Here is a 17,127-nt window from a genome sequence, read left to right on the forward strand (position 1 = left end):
GGGGTGCCCGCGCGCCTCGGGCGGCGGAGGCGGATCAGTCCGCCTCCACGGTCAGCGCCTCGATCACGAGCGTCATGATCGGCATGCCTTCGTTGCGACGGTGGGTGTCGGTAATCGCGATATCCGCGACCAGGTGTCCGGAAAAGGCGAACTCGTGCTCGGGCAGCATGCGGGCAAGCCATTGCGCGGTCTGCACAGCCTGATCGCCGTTGAACCTCAGCCGCATGACATGCCGCATCCCGGTGAAGGTTGCGCTGGCCCAGCTGGTGCCGCGATGCTCCTCCAGTTCGGCATCCCCCCTTGCCAGCGACAGCACCGCGCGGATCAGCGCGGTGGCGGGGTCGTGACGGATGGTATGGTGAATCATGCCTGCTCCTGACGGTAAATGTTCATGAAATGTTCTACGCGTTTCCGCAAGGCCTCGCGTGGCTCGCGGCCATTGCGCAGATCATCGACCAGGCGGGGGTCGCCTGCGCACAGCCGGCCGAAGCGGGTGCGCGGCATTCCCGTTTCGCGCAGGAAGATTTCGATCAGGCGCAGCAGCGGCATCAGCATTCTCCTTTCGACGACCGACGATCCGGCCCGCAATGCGGTAGGATTATTCCTATAGGCGATTCGCCATGTGTAGGAAATATCCTTGAAAAGGAAATCTCCTATGCTATATATCCGTTATGGACACAGACGACGTTCGCCGGACGCTGGAGGCGCTGATCGAGGCGCGGGGGCTGAGCTTTGCCGGCGTCTCGCAGCTGCTCGGCAAGAACCCGTCCTACGTCCAGCAGTTCATCCGCCGGGGCAGTCCCAAGCGCCTCGACGAGCGCGACCGGCGGCTGCTGGCGCAGTTCTTCGGCGTGTCCGAACAGCAATTGGGCGCGCCCGATGATGATATGCCCGCGCCGCGCCGCAGCGGGCTTCCCGTCCGTCAGGGTCTGCAACGCACAGGCGCCGCGCGCGGTCTGCCATCACGGATGCGGCTGATCCCCCGGCTGGCGGTCGGCGCCTCGGCGGGGGCAGGGGCCTTGCCGGACAACGAATCCCCGCTCGCCGAAATCGCGTTCGACGAGGCCTGGCTCCGGCGGCTAGGCGCGGGATCGGATGCGGTAACGATGATCCAGGTCGAAGGTGATTCGATGGCGCCGACGCTCAGCGATGGCGACGACATCCTCGTCGCAACGCATCAGGGCGCTGCCCCGCGCCGCCGCGATGGCATCCATGTGCTGCGCATGGACGACGCGCTGATCGTCAAGCGGCTGGCATTCCGTCCGGATGGGCGGTTGTCGGTGACGTCCGACAATGCGCTCTACCCCAGCTATCCGGACGTTGCGCCGGACGGCGTCAGCATTGTCGGGAGAGTGATCTGGGCCGGGCGGCGGGTTTGACCAAGCTTGCACGTGCCCCGCATCCTTGCCACATAGCCTTGTATGACCGACACCTCCGCCAATCCAGCCCAGCCGCCGCTTCGCGCCGCGATCATCCCCGTGACGCCGCTGCAGCAGAACTGCACATTGATGTGGTGCACGCAGACGATGAAGGGCGCGCTGATCGATCCGGGTGGCGATCTGCCCAAGCTCAAGGCGGCTGTGGCGCAGGCCGGGGTGACGCTGGAAAAGTTGCTGGTGACGCATGGCCATATCGACCATTGCGGCGAGACCGGCACGCTGGCGAAGGAGCTAGGCCTGACCATCGAGGGGCCGCACGAGGAAGACCGGTTCTGGATCTCGCGGTTGGACGATGACGGCCGCAATTACGGGATCGCAGGCGCGGTGTTCGAGCCTGATCGCTGGCTCAAGGATGGCGATACCGTCACGGTCGGCAATCTGGTGCTCGATGTCATCCATTGCCCGGGGCACACGCCGGGGCACATTGTCTTCCACCACGCGCCATCGAAGCTGGCGATCGTCGGCGACGTGATCTTCCAGGGATCGATCGGCCGCACCGACTTTCCGCGCGGCAACCACCAGGACCTGATCGATTCGATCACGCAGAAGCTGTGGCCGCTGGGCAACGAGACGGTGTTCGTTCCGGGGCACGGCCCGACCAGCAACTTCGGCTTCGAGCGCCAGCGCAACGGGTTCGTTGCGGATCACGTGCTGGCGTAAAGCCGAATCCCTAGCGCTTTGCGCGTTCCCCTCCCTGGTCAGGGAGGGGTTAGGGGTGGGTCGCGGCGGTATAGGGCGGACGGCTTTTCTGTAACGGCCTACCCACCCCCAGCCCCTCCCTCAGAGGGAGGGGAGCTTTTGGAGCGGGTGGGGAAATCGCTCACGCCACCGGCAGCACGCTCGCCACATACACCGCATAACCCGACAGCCCGAGCAGCGTCAGCAACGTGGTCAGCGTGCCGATCATGCGGCCCAGCTTGAACGCGCCGCCATCCATGCCCAGGCCGTGCGCAAGCCGTCCGATCATGTAGATAACGCCCACCACCCACATCCAGGTCGCGGCAAAGCCCGAGGCTTCGAGGCCGGCGATCAGGATCAGCACGAAGGGGGTGAACTCAACGAAATTGGCCTGCGCGCGCATGCGGCGGATGACGAACTCGTTGCCGCCATCGCCCACGCTCACCTTCTGGCTGGTGCGCACCTGGCCGATGCGGATGGCGAGCCAGATGTTGATCAGTCCGGCGGCAGCGGCCATGGTCAGTGTCAGCGGCAGGTTCATGTGATAGGCTCCCCTCAAGTCTCGCCGCAAGGAAAGCGCGGCAAATTGTGCGGCGGGCCTAGCGTGACAATGCTTGCAACGCACGAGATTTTCGCTATAGCCCCGCCTTCGCACGCGAATGGGCTTTGTTGCTCCACCGGCAGACTGCGCTAGACGCGCCTGCTTCGGAAAACATGGCATTATCGCATTGATAGACAAGCAGATAAGGTAAGCAGATCCTGCCATGGCTGTTCCTAAAAGAAAAACCTCACCCTCCAAGCGCGGCATGCGTCGCAGCCACGATTCGCTGACCGTCGATGCGTTCAGCGAATGCTCGAACTGTGGTGAACTGAAGCGCCCGCACCATGTTTGCGGCGCATGCGGCCATTATAACGGCCGTGAGGTGCTTGCAGTCGCCTGATCCAGATCAGACGGCCTTTGCACTTTTTCAGGGGGATTAACCGGTGCCAATGAAGCCGCGGATCGCGATTGATGCGATGGGCGGTGATGAAGGCGTGCGCGTGATGCTGGGGGGTGCTGCAGAGGCACGCCATAGGCACGAGCGCTTCACCTTCTTGCTGGTCGGGGATGAAAAGCAAATCAAGGCGGGGCTGGACAACCACCCCAATTTGCGCGCTGCGTCCGAAATCCTGCACACCGACGAGGTTGTGCGGGGGGAGGACAAGCCGAGCCAGGCGCTGCGGAAATCCAAGAATTCATCCATGGGCCTGGCGATCCAGGCAGTGAAGTCGGGCGAGGTCGGTGCTGCGGTCAGCGCCGGCAACACCGGCGCGCTGATGGCGATGGCCAAGCTTGCCCTGCGCACCATGCCGGGGATCGACCGGCCCGCGCTCGCCGCCTTGCTGCCCACGCTGGAAGACACAGATCTGGTGATGCTGGATCTGGGTGCCAACACCGATTGCGATGCCCGCAATCTGGTCCAGTTCGCGGTCATGGGCGCGGTCTATTCGCAGATCATCTTCGGCTTCGAAAAGCCGCGCACCCGGCTGCTCAACATCGGCACCGAGGATTCCAAGGGCACCGATGCGCTGCGCGATGCCGCTGCCGCGCTGCGCACCGCCACACACCTGCCGATGGATTTCCAGGGCTTCACCGAAGCGGACAAGATCTCGCGCGGCGATATCGATGTGCTGGTAACCGATGGCTTTTCGGGCAACATCGCGCTCAAGTCGCTCGAGGGTACCGCGCGCTTTGTGACCGACCTGCTCAAGCGCAGCTTTCAGTCGTCGCTGCGCTCGAAGATCGGTTTCCTGATCTCGCGCCCCGCGACCGATCTGCTGCGGCATCACCTCGATCCCAACAACCACAACGGCGCGGTCTTTCTGGGGCTCAACGGCGTGGTGGTCAAAAGCCATGGCTCAGCCAGCATCAAGGGCGTGGCCAATGCGGTGGAAGTCGCGGCGCGGCTGGTGGAAGACAACATCACCCAGCGGATTGGCGATGTCCTGAAGGACTTCGACACCAGTGCGATCGCCAGCAACGGCGCAAGCACCAACGGATCGGGCGAATCACCGAAATGACCCAACAGACCCCGGCCGAACACTGTGTCATCCTGGGCACGGGATCTCAGCTGCCTGCGCGGCGGGTATCAAATGCCGAACTGGCCGAGACCGTCGACACCTCCGACGACTGGATCACCGAGCGTACCGGGATCAAGTTCCGCTATCTGGCAGGGCCGGACGAGACCACCTCGACGCTGGCGATCGGCGCCGCGCGCGCTGCGCTCGATGCTGCCGGTCTGCAGGGCTCGGATGTCGACCTCATCGTGCTGGCCACCGCGACGCCCGACCACACCTTTCCCGCCACCGCGACCAAGGTCCAGGCGGCAATCGGCATGGTTGGCGGTATCGCCTTCGATGTCGCGGCGGTCTGTTCGGGCTTCCTCTATGCCCTGAGCGTCGCCGACAGCATGCTGCGCACCGGCATGGCGCGCCGCGCGCTGGTGATTGGCGCGGAAACCTTCAGCCGCATTCTCGACTGGGAAGACCGTGGCACCTGCGTGCTGTTCGGCGATGGCGCGGGCGCCGTGGTGCTGGGGCTGGAAACCGCCGCCGACGGCGATACCGCTCCACGCGGCATTCTGGCGACGCAATTGCATTCCGATGGCCGCCATCATGATCTGCTGTATGTCGATGGCGGACCTTCCACCACCGGCACCGTCGGCAAGGTGCGGATGCGCGGACGCGAAGTGTTCCGCCACGCCGTGGTCAATCTGGCCGAGGTGATGGAGCAGGTGATGAAGCCGTTGGGCCTCACCAGCGCCGATATCGACTGGGTGGTGCCGCACCAGGCCAATGCCCGCATCCTCGATGCCACCGCGCGCAAGCTGGGCCTGCCGCCCGAAAAGGTGGTGATCACCGTCGACCAGCACGCCAACACCTCCGCCGCCTCGGTCCCGCTGGCGCTCGACACTGCGGTGCGCGACGGCCGCATCCGGCGCGGCGACCTGATGGTGCTCGAAGCCATGGGTGGCGGGCTGACTTGGGGCGCTGCGGTGATCCGTTATTAACCTCGCGTCATATTTTGCTCCCAATTGGCTCAATTTACGTTGTTTTAGGGATGGGCCGGTTTGCCTTGTTAATGCAGTTGCGTTATCTTCCCCCCATATGCGGGTGAGGAGAATGCGGTATGCGATCGATTGGTACTCTGACCAGGGCTGATCTGGCCGACACGATCAACCACCAGATCGGTCTTTCGCGCGCCGATGCCGCGCAGATGGTCGAATCCGTTCTCAACCACATGACCGATGCGCTCGAGCGCGGCGAGAACGTCAAGATCTCCGGTTTCGGCACCTTTCTGCTCCGCGACAAGGGCGAGCGCGTGGGGCGTAATCCCAAAACCGGCGTCGAAGTGCCGATCACCCCGCGCCGTGTTCTCACCTTCCGCGCCAGCCAGATCATGAAGGAAAGGATCATGTCCAGTGACTGAAGCCGTGGCCAAGGCCGATGGCGCGATGCGCACCATCGGCGAGGTTTCGGCCGAACTGGGCGTGAAGCCGCATATCCTGCGCTATTGGGAAGCGCAGTTCGATGTTCTCAAACCTTTGAAGCGCGCCGGCGGACGGCGATATTACCGCGCGCAGGATGTTGTCATGCTGCGCCGCATCGACCAGCTGCTCAACCATGAGGGGTTCACGGTGCGCGGTGCGCGGCAGCTGCTGGCGGCGGAGGCTGGAGACAAGACCCCGGCACCGGCCAGCGAACCCGCTACGCCTGCGCCGCAGCCATCGATCGATCTGTCCGCGCTGCGCGCCATACGCGACCGGCTTGCCGGCGCGCTGGAAGCTGCCTGAGCATCAGCCTAGCGGCTTGCGCAGGATCCAGTCGGTGAACGGCACATCGCCGGTCATGAACTTCTGCTGCCCGACCTTCTCGAAACCGAACCGCGCATAGAAACGCTGCGCGGCCACGTTGACCGTGTAGACGCACAGATACAGCGACGGTGCGCCGCGCGCCTTCGCCTCGGCAATCACCGCCTCGATCAGCCTGCGCCCCATGCCTGCGCCCTGCCAGCCCGGCAGCGTGTAGATGCGCTTGAGTTCGAGTGCGCACGGATCGGGCGTGATGTCGATCTCGGGCGGGCACAGCATGGCATAGCCAAGCGGCGCTCCCAGAGGGGTTTCGATCATCCAGAAGGCATAATCGGGATTTGCGAGCCAATCGGCATACCGCTTCACCGAGTGCTCATGCGCACAGTGATCGACCAGCGCCTGGCCCGGATGATCGGCGGCAAAGGCGGTGAGAAACGTTGCGGCACCCAGCAGCGCCAGCTTGGGCGCGTCTTGCGGCGCGGCGCGGCGCAGGATCGTTTCGGGCAGGGTCGCAGTCGTCACGGCAGAGTGGTCAATCGTCGTCCTGTGGACCAAGATCGGGATCAAGATCGCGCGGCCGGGTGACTTCCACCAGCTTTGCCGAGCGGTTGTCGAGATCGGACCAGCGATCGATGGCGATATCCATCACCGCCAGCGCTGCCGTCGGGAACTTCTCCTCGACCACATCGCGCAGCGGGCTCGAACCGTCATCTGCGACCAGATCGAACACCAGGTCCTCGAGCCCCGGGTTGTGGCCGACCATCAGCACATGGCCGGCGGTATCGGGCACGCCGCGCAAGACGTCGATCAGCGTCACCGAAGAAGCGAGATAGATGCGCCGGTCCCAATCGGGGTTGAGCGTGTGGCCATAAGCGGTCTCGAAATGATCGATCGTCTCGGTGACCCGCACCGCGGGCGAGGCGACAACCGCGTCGAACACCATGCCCTTCTCCTCGGCGTACAGCCCCATCGCCCGGGCTCCGCGCAGGCCGCGGGCGTTCAACGGGCGGTCGAAATCGCGCAAAGACCGGTCCAGCCAGTCGGATTTCGCGTGCCTCAGCAAGGTCAGCTTCTTCATCGCGTCTCTCCCCCGGATCCCGTCACGGGATCGATTCGTGCGCCCGACATCGGTTGCGCAGAAACGCCAGATTGCACCGCTTGTAAAGCTTCCGAAAGCGTTACCCGTCGCACCGGCGTGCCGGCGGGAAACGCGCTGAGCAGGCGCGAGGGGAAGGCCGAGGACAGCATCACGAAGCGCCCGCGATCGTCCGCCCGCCGGATCAGCCGCCCGAACGCCTGGGCAAGCCGTGCCCGGATGATCATGTCGTCATATTGCGTGCCGCCGCCCGCCGCCTTGCGCGCGCGGTGCAGGATGTCGGGCTTGGGCCAGGGCACGCCTTCCATGATCACCAGCCGCAGCGAATGGCCCGGCACATCGACGCCATCGCGCAGACTGTCGGTGCCCAGCAGCGATGCGCGCGGATCGTCGCGGAAGATGTCGACCAGCGTGCCCGTCTCCATCGGATCAACATGCTGCGCATATAGCGGCAGACCCGATTGCGCGAGCCGGTCGGCGATACGCCCGTGGACGCTGCGCAGCCGCCGGATCGCGGTAAACAGCCCCAGCGCGCCGCCACCCGCCGCCTCGATCAGCCGCCCATAGGCTCCCGCCAGCGCTGCCATGTCGCCGCGCCGCACATCGGTAACGATCAGCACCTCGGCCTGGTTGGCATAATCGAACGGGCTGCGCGCCTCGAACATCTCGGGCGGTTTTTCCAGATGCACCGCGCCCGATCGGGTGAGGGCAGGCGTCCAGTCGTCCCCGGCCTTGAGCGTCGCAGACGTCACCAGCACGCCGTGCGAGGGCTTGATCACCGCCTCGGCGAGTGGCTTGCCGGGGTCCAGCCAGCGACGATGCAGCCCCATGTCGTATTCGCGACCCTCGAACCGGTCGAGTGCCAGCCAGTCGACGAAATCGGGGTCGGCAGGCCCGCCGATGCGCCCGAGCAATGACGCCCATGCCGCGAGCAGGTCGATCCGCCAGCCGAGCGATGCCAGCGCCCCCTCGATCCGCGCGCGCGCCGGGCCGTCGAGCCAGTCGGGGCCGTCCTCGATCAGCGCCTCGAGCCGCCGCCCCAGCGCCACCAGCGGATTGTGCAGCGCATCGATCGCGCGCGCCGCCTCCAGCGCCGCGGCGATCAGCGGCCCGTCGAGCTCTGCAAGTTCAGTCTCCAGCCCATAGCCCGCATCCTCGCCGCCGCTTTCGTCGCGCGCGTACACCGTGCCCCGGATCGCGGCGAGCAGCAGCTCAATCTCGCCCGAGGCTGCGCCCTCGCGGATGCGTGCCAGCCAGCCTTCGCCGGGGAGTGCCTCGGCCGCGATCCGCGCCGCCTCGATCGCGCGGCCGCCGAGTTCGTCATAGGAGGCAACGTCGGAGAGCCTCGCGGCCAGGCCCCGCCTGCGCCCGCGCGACTTGCCTTCGGGGCCCATGATCCAGCGGCGCATCTCGACCGTTTCCTGGCCGGTCAGCGCGACCGCGAACATCGAATCGGCGGCATCGTGGAGATGATGGCCTTCGTCGAAGATGATCCGCGTCGGGCGACCCTGCTGCTCGCGCGCGCGTGCGGCGTTGACCATCACCAGCGCGTGGTTGGCGATCACCAGATCGGCGTGCTGGCTGGCGCGCGCGGCGTGCTCAATGAAGCATTTGCGGTAGTGCGGACAGCCGGCATAGACGCACTCGCCGCGCCGGTCGGTGAGCGCGGTGACTCCTGCGCGGCGGAACAATGTGACCAGCCAGCCGGGCAGATCTCCGCCGATCATGTCGCCATCGCGGCTGTACGCGGCCCAGCGCGCGACCAGTTGTGCGAGCACCGCCGCACGGCCCTGGAAGCCGCCCTGCAGCGCATCTTCGAGGTTGAGCAGGCACAGGTAATTCTCGCGGCCCTTGCGGATGACCACGCGTTTGCGGAACGCGGCCTCGTTGCCGTAGATGCGCTCGGTCTCGCGCGACAGCTGGCGTTGCAGCGCCTTGGTGTAGGTCGATATCCACACCGTGCCGCCCGCGGCTTGCGACCAGAGCGAGGCGGGGGCGAGATAGCCCAAGGTCTTGCCGATCCCGGTGCCGGCCTCCGCCAGCAGCATGTGCGGCTCCGACTTGCGTTCGCGCGGCGCGAAGATGTGCGCGGCGGTCCGCGCGAACTGTCGCTGCCCCTCGCGCCGCTCGGCCCCGGTGCCGGTGAGCCCCTCAAGCTGCGCCTCGACCGCGTCCTCGCTCAAGCTCACCTGCCGGGGTTGCGCGCGGGGCGGCTGTTCTTCCCATTCGGGCAACCGGCTGAACAGCCAACGCTCGGCCTTTTCGGGGGCTTTCAGATGCTTTGCGGCCGCCCCCGCCCATGGCCAGCGCAATTTGGCCAGCGCCTGCAGCGATGACCATGCGCCTTCACGCTGCGGCCAGTCACTGCGCTCCAGCGTGGCGAACAGGGCGGCCGTCGCGGCGTGGAGGAGGGCGGGGATCGCGGAGTCAGCGATGGAGTCGTCGCCATCAGCATTTATTGATCCCCCGCGAAGGCGGGGGCCCATCTCCGAAGGGTTGCGGTTGGAGCGGTCGGTACTGGGATCGAACAGGTTTGCGTCTGCGCGCCCTACGTCACCACCCCCCAGCAATCCCGAAAACTCAGGAGATGGTCCCCCGCCTTCGCCGGGGACCGAGGCAAGTGTCGGGAGAGGGAGTTTGAGCGCCCGCGCCAGACCCATCGGCGTGGGCACCATGAACTGCGCCGGATGCACGAACGCGAACAGCTCGAGCAGGTCGAGCCCGGAGAGCTCGGGGTACCCCAGCCGCTGCGCCACCAAAGGCGCGTTCAGCATGATCAGCGGGGTCTCGGCGGCGCGGCCGATTGCCTCGCCCTTGGAAATGCGCACCGCAGGCTTGCCGGGAGCTGCGAACCAGATCGCGCTATGGCTTGCATGCAGGGCTGGAAAGTTTAGGGAAGCGGTCATCACCCGCCCTTATGGCGGCATCGGAACGAAAAGGAAACACACGTGAGCGCGTATCACGAGGCAGCACTGCGATCCAAGGCATGGCCGTTCGAGGAAGCGCGCAAGCTGATCAAACGCTATCGCGACGGCAAGCCGGAGAGCGCGGGCCCGGTGCTGTTCGAAACCGGCTACGGCCCCTCGGGCCTGCCGCATATCGGCACGTTCCAGGAGGTGTTCCGCACCACGCTCGTCCGCCGGGCTTACGAAACCCTGACGGGCGGCGCGCCGACGCGTCTTGTGGCGTTCAGCGATGACATGGACGGCCTGCGCAAGGTGCCCGACAACGTGCCCAATCCGGACATGCTGCGCGAGCACCTGGGCAAGCCGCTCACCCAGATCCCCGATCCGTTCGGCAAGTTCGAAAGCTTCGCGCATCACAACAACGCGATGCTGCGGGCATTCCTCGACCAGTTCGGGTTCGATTACGAGTTCGTGTCGTCGACCGAGCGCTATCAGGGCGGGCATTTCGACGAGGCTCTGCGCGGGGTGCTGCGCAACTATCAGGCGATCCTCGACATCATGCTGCCGACGTTGCGGGCAGAGCGTGCGGCGACCTATTCGCCGGTAATGCCGATCAGCGCCAAGTCGGGCGTGGTGCTGCAGGTGCCGGTCGAGGTGGTCGATGCCGAAGCCGGGATCGTGCGCTTCGTCGACGAGGGCGAGACCATCGAGCAGTCGATCCTGGGCGGCGGCGCCAAGCTGCAGTGGAAGGTCGACTGGGCGATGCGCTGGGTGGCACTGGGCGTCGATTACGAGATGTACGGCAAGGACCTGACCGACAGCGGCGTGCAGTCGGGCAAGATCGCACGCGTGCTGGGCGGCCAGAAGCCCGAGGGCATGATCTACGAGATGTTCCTCGACGAAAAGGGCGAGAAGATCTCCAAGTCCAAGGGCAACGGCCTGTCGATCGACGAGTGGCTGCGCTATGGCAGCGAGAACAGCCTGGCGTTCTATATCTATCGCGAGCCCAAGGCGGCCAAGCAGCTGTCGCTCTCTGTCGTTCCTCGCGCGGTGGACGAATATTTCCAGTTCCGTGACAGCTGGCACAACCAGGACGCCGACAAGCGCCTGGGCAATCCAGCGCACCACATCCATGCAGGCGAGGTGCCCGAGGGCAGTCCGCCGGTCAGCTTCGGGCTGCTGCTCAATGTCGTCAGCCTGCCGGGCATGGACGACAAGGATCTGGTCTGGGGCTTCGTGCAGAAGTACGCGCCCGGCGTGTCGCCCCAGACGCATCCCGAGCTCGACAGCCTCATCGACAACGCGGTGAACTATGGCCGCGATTTCGTCGCGCCGACGCTCAAGCGCCGCGCGCCAGTGGGCGCGGAGGTCGATGCGCTCAGGACGCTCGATGCAGAGCTGGCCGCGCTGTCCGAAGATGCGACCGCCGAGGACATCCAGAACATCGTCTACGCCATCGGCAAGGACGAGGCGTACGGTTTCGGCAACTTGCGCGACTGGTTCAAGGCGCTGTACGAGACGCTGCTGGGCAGCGAGCAGGGCCCGCGTATGGGCAGCTTCATCACGCTGTACGGCATCGCCAACACCCGCACGCTGATCGCGCAGGCGCTGGATAGCGTTGCTTAGGGGAAACGACATGAAGGCGATGATTGCGGGTACTGCTCTGCTTGCGCTGGTTACCGGGTCGCTGGCTCAGGCCCAGTTCCCTGCCCAGCCGCAAACAGGATCGCTGGCCCAGCCGCCGTTCGTCGGGGCAAACCGCCCGGTGATGCTCAAGGCCGATGACGGGCTGGACCCCTGCGCGCTGGGCGAGATAACAGGTGCAGGCGAGGGAGCGATCATGGTGTTCCCCGCCGATGACACCTCGCCCGACGCAATCGATTTTCTGTCCGATGGCGAGCAGGTGTGGATGTGCGACAGCGATGATGCCAGCGACGCGATCGGCATCATCTATACCCGCGAGCCCGATGCGGATTGCAAGGTCGGCTCTCCGGTAAGCGCGGACAGGGTCTATGCCGGGCCTTGCAAATCGGGCTGGATCAAGTCTGAATGGGTCAAGGTCGTCGCCGGATGACCGTCATTACGGCGCGCCTGTACCGCGATGGTGTCAAGCTGACCGATGTCGATCTGGCGCAGCCACTGCCTGTTCCCGCAGCGGGCGAATTGCTGTGGATCGGCCTGCACGAACCGACCGAGGATGAACTGGCGCCAATCGAGGAGCAGCTGAAGCTGCATCCGCTGGCGGTCGAGGATGCCCTTGACCACCGGCATCTCCCCAAGATCGAGGCGTTCGGCGATCATCTGTTCGCGGTGGCGCGCACCGTGCATCTTGACGAGGACGAGGCCGCCAAGACCCGCATCACCTACGGCAACACCGCGATCTTCATGGGGAAGCATTTCATCGTCACCGTGCGGCACGGGTCGATGCGCGACCATAGCCCGGTCCGTACCCAGCTTGAGGCAACACCCTGGATGCTGGCGCATGGCGCCGATTTCGTGCTGCACGCCATCCTCGATTTCATCGTCGACAGCTATCTTGATGTCATCGACGTGCTCGAGGACCGTGTGCTGGCGATGGAGGATCGCGCGCTCGACGCGTTTCTTGATCGCGAGCAGACGAGCGCGGTCTTTTCTCTGCGCCGCGACCTGTTCCGGCTGCAGCGTGTGCTGGGCCCGATGCAGGATGTCGCCGCGCGCTGCATGAACCTCAGCCTGCCGCAGATCGATGGCGACATGGTGCCCTATTTCCGCGATCTGCACGACCATGTGCGGCGCGCCGACTATCGCGTGGCGGGGCTGCGCGACACGCTGACATCGGTAATCGAGACCAGCGGCCTGCTCGAGCAGCAACGCCAGGGAGCGATCACCCGCCAGCTTGCCGCCTGGGCGGCGATCCTGGCGGTGCCGACCGCGATCGCGGGGATCTATGGAATGAACTTCGATATCATGCCCGAACTGCGCTGGCGCTATGGCTACTTCGCAATTCTGGGCGTGATGACAATGATTTGCCTGACGCTGTATGTCCGCTTCAAACGGGCGAAGTGGCTGTAATGCGCGACCGGACGCCGCCGCCATGGAACGCGCACGCCGGGTGATCCGTAGGGGTGACATACCCCCAACAACGGAGAATACCCCATGTCGCTTCCCGATCTTACCGGCCGCACGATCTGCATCCTTTCGACCCACGGCTTTGAACAGTCCGAGCTGATCGAACCGCGTGACGCCCTGCGCGGCGCGGGCGCCACCGTCCATGTCGTCTCGCCTGAAAGCGGCGAAATCCGCGGCTGGAAGGGTGACGACTGGGGCAAGAGCGTCTCGGTCGATGCGCCGCTCGATGGTGCCAAGGCAGCCGACTATGACGCGCTGGTCCTGCCGGGCGGCCAGATCAACCCCGATCTGCTGCGCGCCAACGAGACCGCGATGGCGCTGATCAAGGAATTCGCAGACGCCGGCAAGCCGATCGCCGCCGTCTGCCATGCACCTTGGCTGCTGATCGAGGCGGGCCTCGCCAAGGGGAAGACCATGACCAGCTACGGTTCGATCCGCACCGATCTCAAGAACGCCGGTGCGAATGTCGTCGATCAGGAAGTCGCTATCGACGGCAACCTGATCACCAGCCGCAACCCCGATGACCTTCCGGCCTTCAATGCGGCGATCGCGATGGCTGTCAAGGCGGCTGCTGAAGCGCAGTCCGAAACCGTCTGATCAACTTGTCTGATCAATGAGCTTGTGCGGCAGGTGATGGAATGATCACCTGCCGCATGACCTCGATATAGCCTGGCGCAATGGTCATCCGGCCGGCATGGCCGCCCTCGACCAGCATGCGGTGCGCGCGCGGCAGGTTATAGCAGGGCACTCCCATGAACAGGTGGTGCTCGCTGTGGAAGTTCACCCAATATGGTGCCACCGTCGCGCGCTCCAGCCAGTTGGCGTGCGTTGTCCGCGCATGCGTGAACGGGTCCTCGCTGCCTGTGGCCGTGCAGGCGTGCTCGGCAATATTGCGGATGCGGAGGTAAAGCTGGAACGTGGTCGCCAGCGCGATCAGCCACACCAGATAAGGCGTTACGCCCAGGCCAGTCGCGAACGACAGCGCCAGCAGCACCACCTGCGCGCCGAGGAAGCGCAGCACCACCTTGCCCACGAACAAATTCTGCTCTTTTGCGCCCGGGCCAAACCCCTTCAGCGCCATCATCACCTGCGCGCTGCGCTGTTTCAGGAACGTCTGCCCGGTCAGATCGCGAAACACCTTGCGCAGCATGCTGGCGCGGGTGGTGGGGAAGGGCGCTGACAGTGACAGGTCTGGGTCCTCGGGCTGCTGCGTATAGCGGTGGTGGGTCAGGTGATAGGTGCGATAGGCGTGCAGATCGGTGCCCATCGGCACCCCGGTGACCCACTGGCCGACCCAGTTGTTGATCGCGCGGTTGGGGTGCAGCAGGCCGTGCGCGCCCTCGTGCATCAGGATGGCGAGGCCCAGCTGCCGACCACCGATCAGCAGCACCGCGATCACCCACGCCCACCATGTGCCGAGATACGCAGCCCCCCAGGCGAGCGCGATGATCACGCCCCAAGCATGCGCGACCAATGCGAGCCCCTTCCAGCGCGACACGGCGGTGAGCTCGCGAAAGCTGTCGCGGCCGAATATCTGCGCGGGGTTGGCGGCTTTCACCAGGGCCATTGCGATCCATCTCCTGCGCCATGGGCTGGCGCGCGAACTTTACGTTTGCGTCAGTCTACCAGCATATGCGCATGTCGCCAAGCCATGCCCTCTTTCGTCACCCCCGCGCACGCGGGAATGACGGGAATGACGGGGATGGTTCTTGCATAAACGGGCAATGTCCGCGAAGTTGGGGCCATGAAGTCGCCCATTCTTGTCCCCCATCCCGATTGTCCGCCCCCTGACAGCGTCGAGGTCGCCGTCGGCTGGACGCTCGATGTCGAGCTGCTGACGCTCGAAGTCCGCGTCTCCGATCCCTTCCACACAATCCTGTGGCCCGCGCCTGCGGTCGGCCGCGCGGATAACCTCTGGCAGACCAGCTGCTTCGAGGCGTTCATCGGGTCGGACACCGGAAGCGGTTATGCCGAGTTCAACCTCTCGCCCTCGGGTGCCTGGGCAGCCTATGGGTTTGACGACTATCGCATCGGTATGCGCGACCTTGATCTGACTGCGCCGCCGCAGATCGCGCGCACCGCCTCCAACCATTGGCAGGCCACGCTCGACCTTACCGGGCTCGCCGACCTGATCGGCCCCGCGCCGTGGCGGCTGGCGATCACTGCGGTGATCGAGGCGGAGGACGGCCGCAAATCCTACTGGTCGCTCGCGCACCCTCCCGGAAAACCCGATTTTCACCACGCGGATTGTTTTGCCGCGCGGCTGGGCTAAAGAACCCGCACCCAATTCAAGCAGCGCGCGAGGCCCCATGCTCTTCGGTATCGATCGTCTTCTGGCTGAGCCAGACCTGCGCAAACTGCTGCACGGCAAGCGCGTCGCACTGGTCGCGCATCCTGCGTCGGTTACCGCGGACCTGACGCATTCGCTCGACGCGCTGGCCGGGCTCGACGATATCCGCCTGACCGCCGCGTTCGGCCCGCAGCACGGGCTGCGCGGCGACAAGCAGGACAATATGGTGGAAAGCCCGGACTTTACCGATCCGGTGCACGGCATTCCGGTGTTCAGCCTCTATGGCGAGGTCCGTCGCCCGACGGGGCAGATGATGGGCACCTTCGATGTCGTGCTGATCGACCTGCAGGACCTGGGCTGCCGGATCTACACCTTCGTCACGACCTTGCTCTACATGCTCGAAGCCGCGGCGAAAGAGGGCAAATCGGTCTGGGTGCTCGATCGGCCCAACCCTGCCGGGCGCCCGGTCGAGGGGCTGACCCTGCGCGAGGGCTGGGAGAGCTTTGTCGGCGCAGGGCCGATGCCGATGCGGCATGGTCTCACGCTGGGCGAGATGGGCCACTGGTTCATCCGTCATTATGGCCTTGATGTCGATTATCGGGTGATCGAGATGACCGGCTGGCAGCCCGATGCTGCGCCAGGCTTCGGCTGGCCCGACAGCCGCATCTGGATCAACCCCAGCCCCAACGCCCCAAACGTCAACATGGCGCGCGCTTATGCGGGCACAGTGATGCTCGAAGGCACGACGTTGAGCGAGGGCAGGGGGACGACACGCCCGCTCGAGATCTTTGGAGCGCCCGATATCGACGCGCGCGCGGTCATCGACAGGATGCGCGCCATCGCCCCGCACTGGCTCGCCGGCTGCGCCCTGCGCGAAATCTGGTTCGAGCCAACCTTCCACAAGCACGTCGGCCAGCTGTGCCACGGCGTGCACATCCACGCCGAGGGCGCGTTCTACGACCACGCCAGTTTCCGCCCCTGGCGCGTCCAGGCGCTCGCCTTCAAGGCCATCCGCAGCCTCTACCCCGACTACCCGCTGTGGCGCGACTTCCCATACGAATACGAGCTGGGTAAGCTTGCGATCGATGTCATCAACGGCGGACCGGCGTTGCGCGAATGGGTTGATGATGCGAGCGCGCCGCCGGATCATCTGGACGCGCTCACCGCGCCGGACGAAGCGGCGTGGGACGCGGTGTCGGCGTTCCGGCTGTATTGAGCGCGCTTACCAAATTTTCACTCGTCCCGATTAACGTCGCGGCATGGATGCGATCTACAAAGTCGAAGTCGATCCGGTAGGCAATATCGTTCGACACTATCTCGCGGGCTTCTTCGAGCCGATGGATGTCGAGGCGTACATCGCTGCACGCAACGCAGCCCACGACAAGTTGACGTGCGGCCCAAACGAGCATGTCACTTTGGTTGATGTGCGCGACATGAAGATCCAGCAGCAGGACATCGTGAAGGCATTTGGCGGTGTGTTGGCTGATTCGCGCCATCGATCGCGCAAGCTTGCCTTCGTTGTCGCGCTGTCGCTGGCGCGAATGCAGTTGTTCCGCGCCACTTCCAGCCGCGACGCGCAATATTTCACCAACGTCGACGAGGCCGAGGCCTGGCTGATGGCGGTCGGCGACGAAGAAGAGACCCCGGGCCAGAACGCGGCAGAACCGCAAGCCCGCGTGGCTTGATCGCAGCGCGCAACAAGCAATAGCCGCGAAGCCCGACGCCGTGCGGAGATGCGCCTGTGCTCATCGCCGCGATC

The 17,127-nt window shown here is 65.2% G+C and carries 21 protein-coding genes; 14 read left to right on the plus strand and 7 right to left on the minus strand.

All coding sequences use genetic code 11. From position 1 onward, the window contains the following. Positions 1-34: 34 nt before the first annotated feature. Complete coding sequence (locus BSY18_RS03585; RefSeq protein ID WP_069049673.1) at positions 35-367, minus strand: hypothetical protein; 333 nt, start codon at positions 365-367, stop codon at positions 35-37. Then, entirely contained in the window at positions 364-549 is a 186-nt protein-coding gene (locus BSY18_RS03590; RefSeq protein WP_069051673.1) for a hypothetical protein, read from the minus strand. The genes BSY18_RS03585 and BSY18_RS03590 overlap by 4 nt, the downstream gene beginning before the upstream one ends. Before the next feature lie 122 nt (positions 550-671). Between BSY18_RS03590 and BSY18_RS03595 the strand changes: the two genes are divergently transcribed. Next, positions 672-1,379, plus strand: coding sequence for a S24 family peptidase (locus tag BSY18_RS03595; RefSeq protein ID WP_069049674.1), 708 nt, complete (start codon positions 672-674; stop codon positions 1,377-1,379). Positions 1,380-1,421: 42 nt separating this feature from the next. Continuing rightward, positions 1,422-2,099, plus strand: a complete 678-nt coding sequence (locus tag BSY18_RS03600; RefSeq protein WP_069049675.1) for an MBL fold metallo-hydrolase — start codon at positions 1,422-1,424, stop codon at positions 2,097-2,099. A gap of 160 nt (positions 2,100-2,259) precedes the next feature. Here BSY18_RS03600 and BSY18_RS03605 read toward each other — a convergent pair whose 3' ends face one another. Next, positions 2,260-2,658 (minus strand): MAPEG family protein, encoded by a 399-nt coding sequence (locus tag BSY18_RS03605; RefSeq protein ID WP_054133198.1) that lies wholly within the window; start codon positions 2,656-2,658, stop codon positions 2,260-2,262. Positions 2,659-2,881: 223 nt separating this feature from the next. Here BSY18_RS03605 and rpmF point away from each other — a divergent pair, with 223 nt between their 5' ends. The 5 genes from rpmF to BSY18_RS03630 all read left to right on the plus strand — a co-directional run bounded on the left by rpmF (position 2,882) and on the right by BSY18_RS03630 (position 5,950). Beyond that, a complete protein-coding gene (gene rpmF / locus BSY18_RS03610) occupies positions 2,882-3,058 on the plus strand; it encodes a 50S ribosomal protein L32 (RefSeq protein WP_026091768.1) in 177 nt (58 codons plus the stop codon). Between the two features lie 49 nt (positions 3,059-3,107). Further along, positions 3,108-4,178 (plus strand): phosphate acyltransferase PlsX, encoded by a 1,071-nt coding sequence (gene plsX / locus BSY18_RS03615; RefSeq protein WP_054133197.1) that lies wholly within the window; start codon positions 3,108-3,110, stop codon positions 4,176-4,178. Further along, positions 4,175-5,167: a beta-ketoacyl-ACP synthase III gene (locus BSY18_RS03620; RefSeq protein ID WP_069049676.1), complete on the plus strand. Its 993-nt coding sequence runs from the start codon at positions 4,175-4,177 to the stop codon at positions 5,165-5,167. The genes plsX and BSY18_RS03620 overlap by 4 nt, the downstream gene beginning before the upstream one ends. Positions 5,168-5,286: 119 nt before the next feature. Beyond that, a complete protein-coding gene (locus tag BSY18_RS03625) occupies positions 5,287-5,586 on the plus strand; it encodes an integration host factor subunit alpha (protein WP_054133195.1) in 300 nt (99 codons plus the stop codon). Further along, a complete protein-coding gene (locus BSY18_RS03630) occupies positions 5,579-5,950 on the plus strand; it encodes a MerR family transcriptional regulator (RefSeq protein WP_442856569.1) in 372 nt (123 codons plus the stop codon). Before BSY18_RS03625 ends, BSY18_RS03630 begins: the two co-directional genes overlap by 8 nt. 3 nt (positions 5,951-5,953) lie before the next feature. Here the strand turns inward: BSY18_RS03630 and BSY18_RS03635 are convergent, their stop codons facing one another. From BSY18_RS03635 to BSY18_RS03645, 3 genes are read right to left on the minus strand one after another with little or no spacing between them, the layout of a single operon-like run. Next, positions 5,954-6,490 (minus strand): GNAT family N-acetyltransferase, encoded by a 537-nt coding sequence (locus BSY18_RS03635; RefSeq protein ID WP_236823440.1) that lies wholly within the window; start codon positions 6,488-6,490, stop codon positions 5,954-5,956. A 10-nt stretch (positions 6,491-6,500) separates the two neighbouring features. Then, entirely contained in the window at positions 6,501-7,046 is a 546-nt protein-coding gene (locus BSY18_RS03640) for a SixA phosphatase family protein (RefSeq protein ID WP_069049677.1), read from the minus strand. After that, positions 7,043-9,970: an ATP-dependent DNA helicase gene (locus tag BSY18_RS03645; protein WP_069049678.1), complete on the minus strand. Its 2,928-nt coding sequence runs from the start codon at positions 9,968-9,970 to the stop codon at positions 7,043-7,045. The genes BSY18_RS03640 and BSY18_RS03645 overlap by 4 nt, the downstream gene beginning before the upstream one ends. Positions 9,971-10,012: 42 nt before the next feature. Between BSY18_RS03645 and BSY18_RS03650 the strand changes: the two genes are divergently transcribed. The 4 genes from BSY18_RS03650 (at position 10,013) to BSY18_RS03665 (ending at position 13,675) form a co-directional block, all read left to right on the plus strand. Then, the gene (locus BSY18_RS03650) at positions 10,013-11,596 is read left to right on the plus strand and encodes a lysine--tRNA ligase (protein WP_069049679.1); all 1,584 of its coding nucleotides are present in this window, start codon (positions 10,013-10,015) and stop codon (positions 11,594-11,596) included. Positions 11,597-11,606: 10 nt separating this feature from the next. Next, a complete protein-coding gene (locus BSY18_RS03655) occupies positions 11,607-12,044 on the plus strand; it encodes a hypothetical protein (RefSeq protein ID WP_069049680.1) in 438 nt (145 codons plus the stop codon). Further along, complete coding sequence (locus BSY18_RS03660) at positions 12,041-13,021, plus strand: magnesium and cobalt transport protein CorA (protein ID WP_069049681.1); 981 nt, start codon at positions 12,041-12,043, stop codon at positions 13,019-13,021. Before BSY18_RS03655 ends, BSY18_RS03660 begins: the two co-directional genes overlap by 4 nt. 84 nt (positions 13,022-13,105) lie before the next feature. Next, complete coding sequence (locus BSY18_RS03665) at positions 13,106-13,675, plus strand: type 1 glutamine amidotransferase domain-containing protein (protein WP_069049682.1); 570 nt, start codon at positions 13,106-13,108, stop codon at positions 13,673-13,675. Between the two features lie 13 nt (positions 13,676-13,688). Here BSY18_RS03665 and BSY18_RS03670 read toward each other — a convergent pair whose 3' ends face one another. Beyond that, positions 13,689-14,645, minus strand: coding sequence for a fatty acid desaturase family protein (locus tag BSY18_RS03670; protein ID WP_069049683.1), 957 nt, complete (start codon positions 14,643-14,645; stop codon positions 13,689-13,691). A gap of 177 nt (positions 14,646-14,822) precedes the next feature. Between BSY18_RS03670 and BSY18_RS03675 the strand changes: the two genes are divergently transcribed. The 3 genes from BSY18_RS03675 to BSY18_RS03685 are packed head-to-tail and all read left to right on the plus strand — an operon-like array spanning position 14,823 to position 17,053. After that, on the plus strand, positions 14,823-15,350 hold the full coding sequence (locus tag BSY18_RS03675; protein WP_069049684.1) for a DOMON-like domain-containing protein: 528 nt from the start codon (positions 14,823-14,825) through the stop codon (positions 15,348-15,350). 37 nt (positions 15,351-15,387) lie between these two features. Then, positions 15,388-16,584 (plus strand): exo-beta-N-acetylmuramidase NamZ family protein, encoded by a 1,197-nt coding sequence (locus tag BSY18_RS03680; protein ID WP_069049685.1) that lies wholly within the window; start codon positions 15,388-15,390, stop codon positions 16,582-16,584. Positions 16,585-16,627: 43 nt separating this feature from the next. Then, a complete protein-coding gene (locus BSY18_RS03685; RefSeq protein ID WP_069049686.1) occupies positions 16,628-17,053 on the plus strand; it encodes a hypothetical protein in 426 nt (141 codons plus the stop codon). Positions 17,054-17,127 lie beyond the last annotated feature (74 nt).

It is taken from the genome of Blastomonas sp. RAC04 (assembly GCF_001713435.1).
Taxonomy (GTDB): Bacteria; Pseudomonadota; Alphaproteobacteria; order Sphingomonadales; family Sphingomonadaceae; genus Blastomonas; species Blastomonas fulva.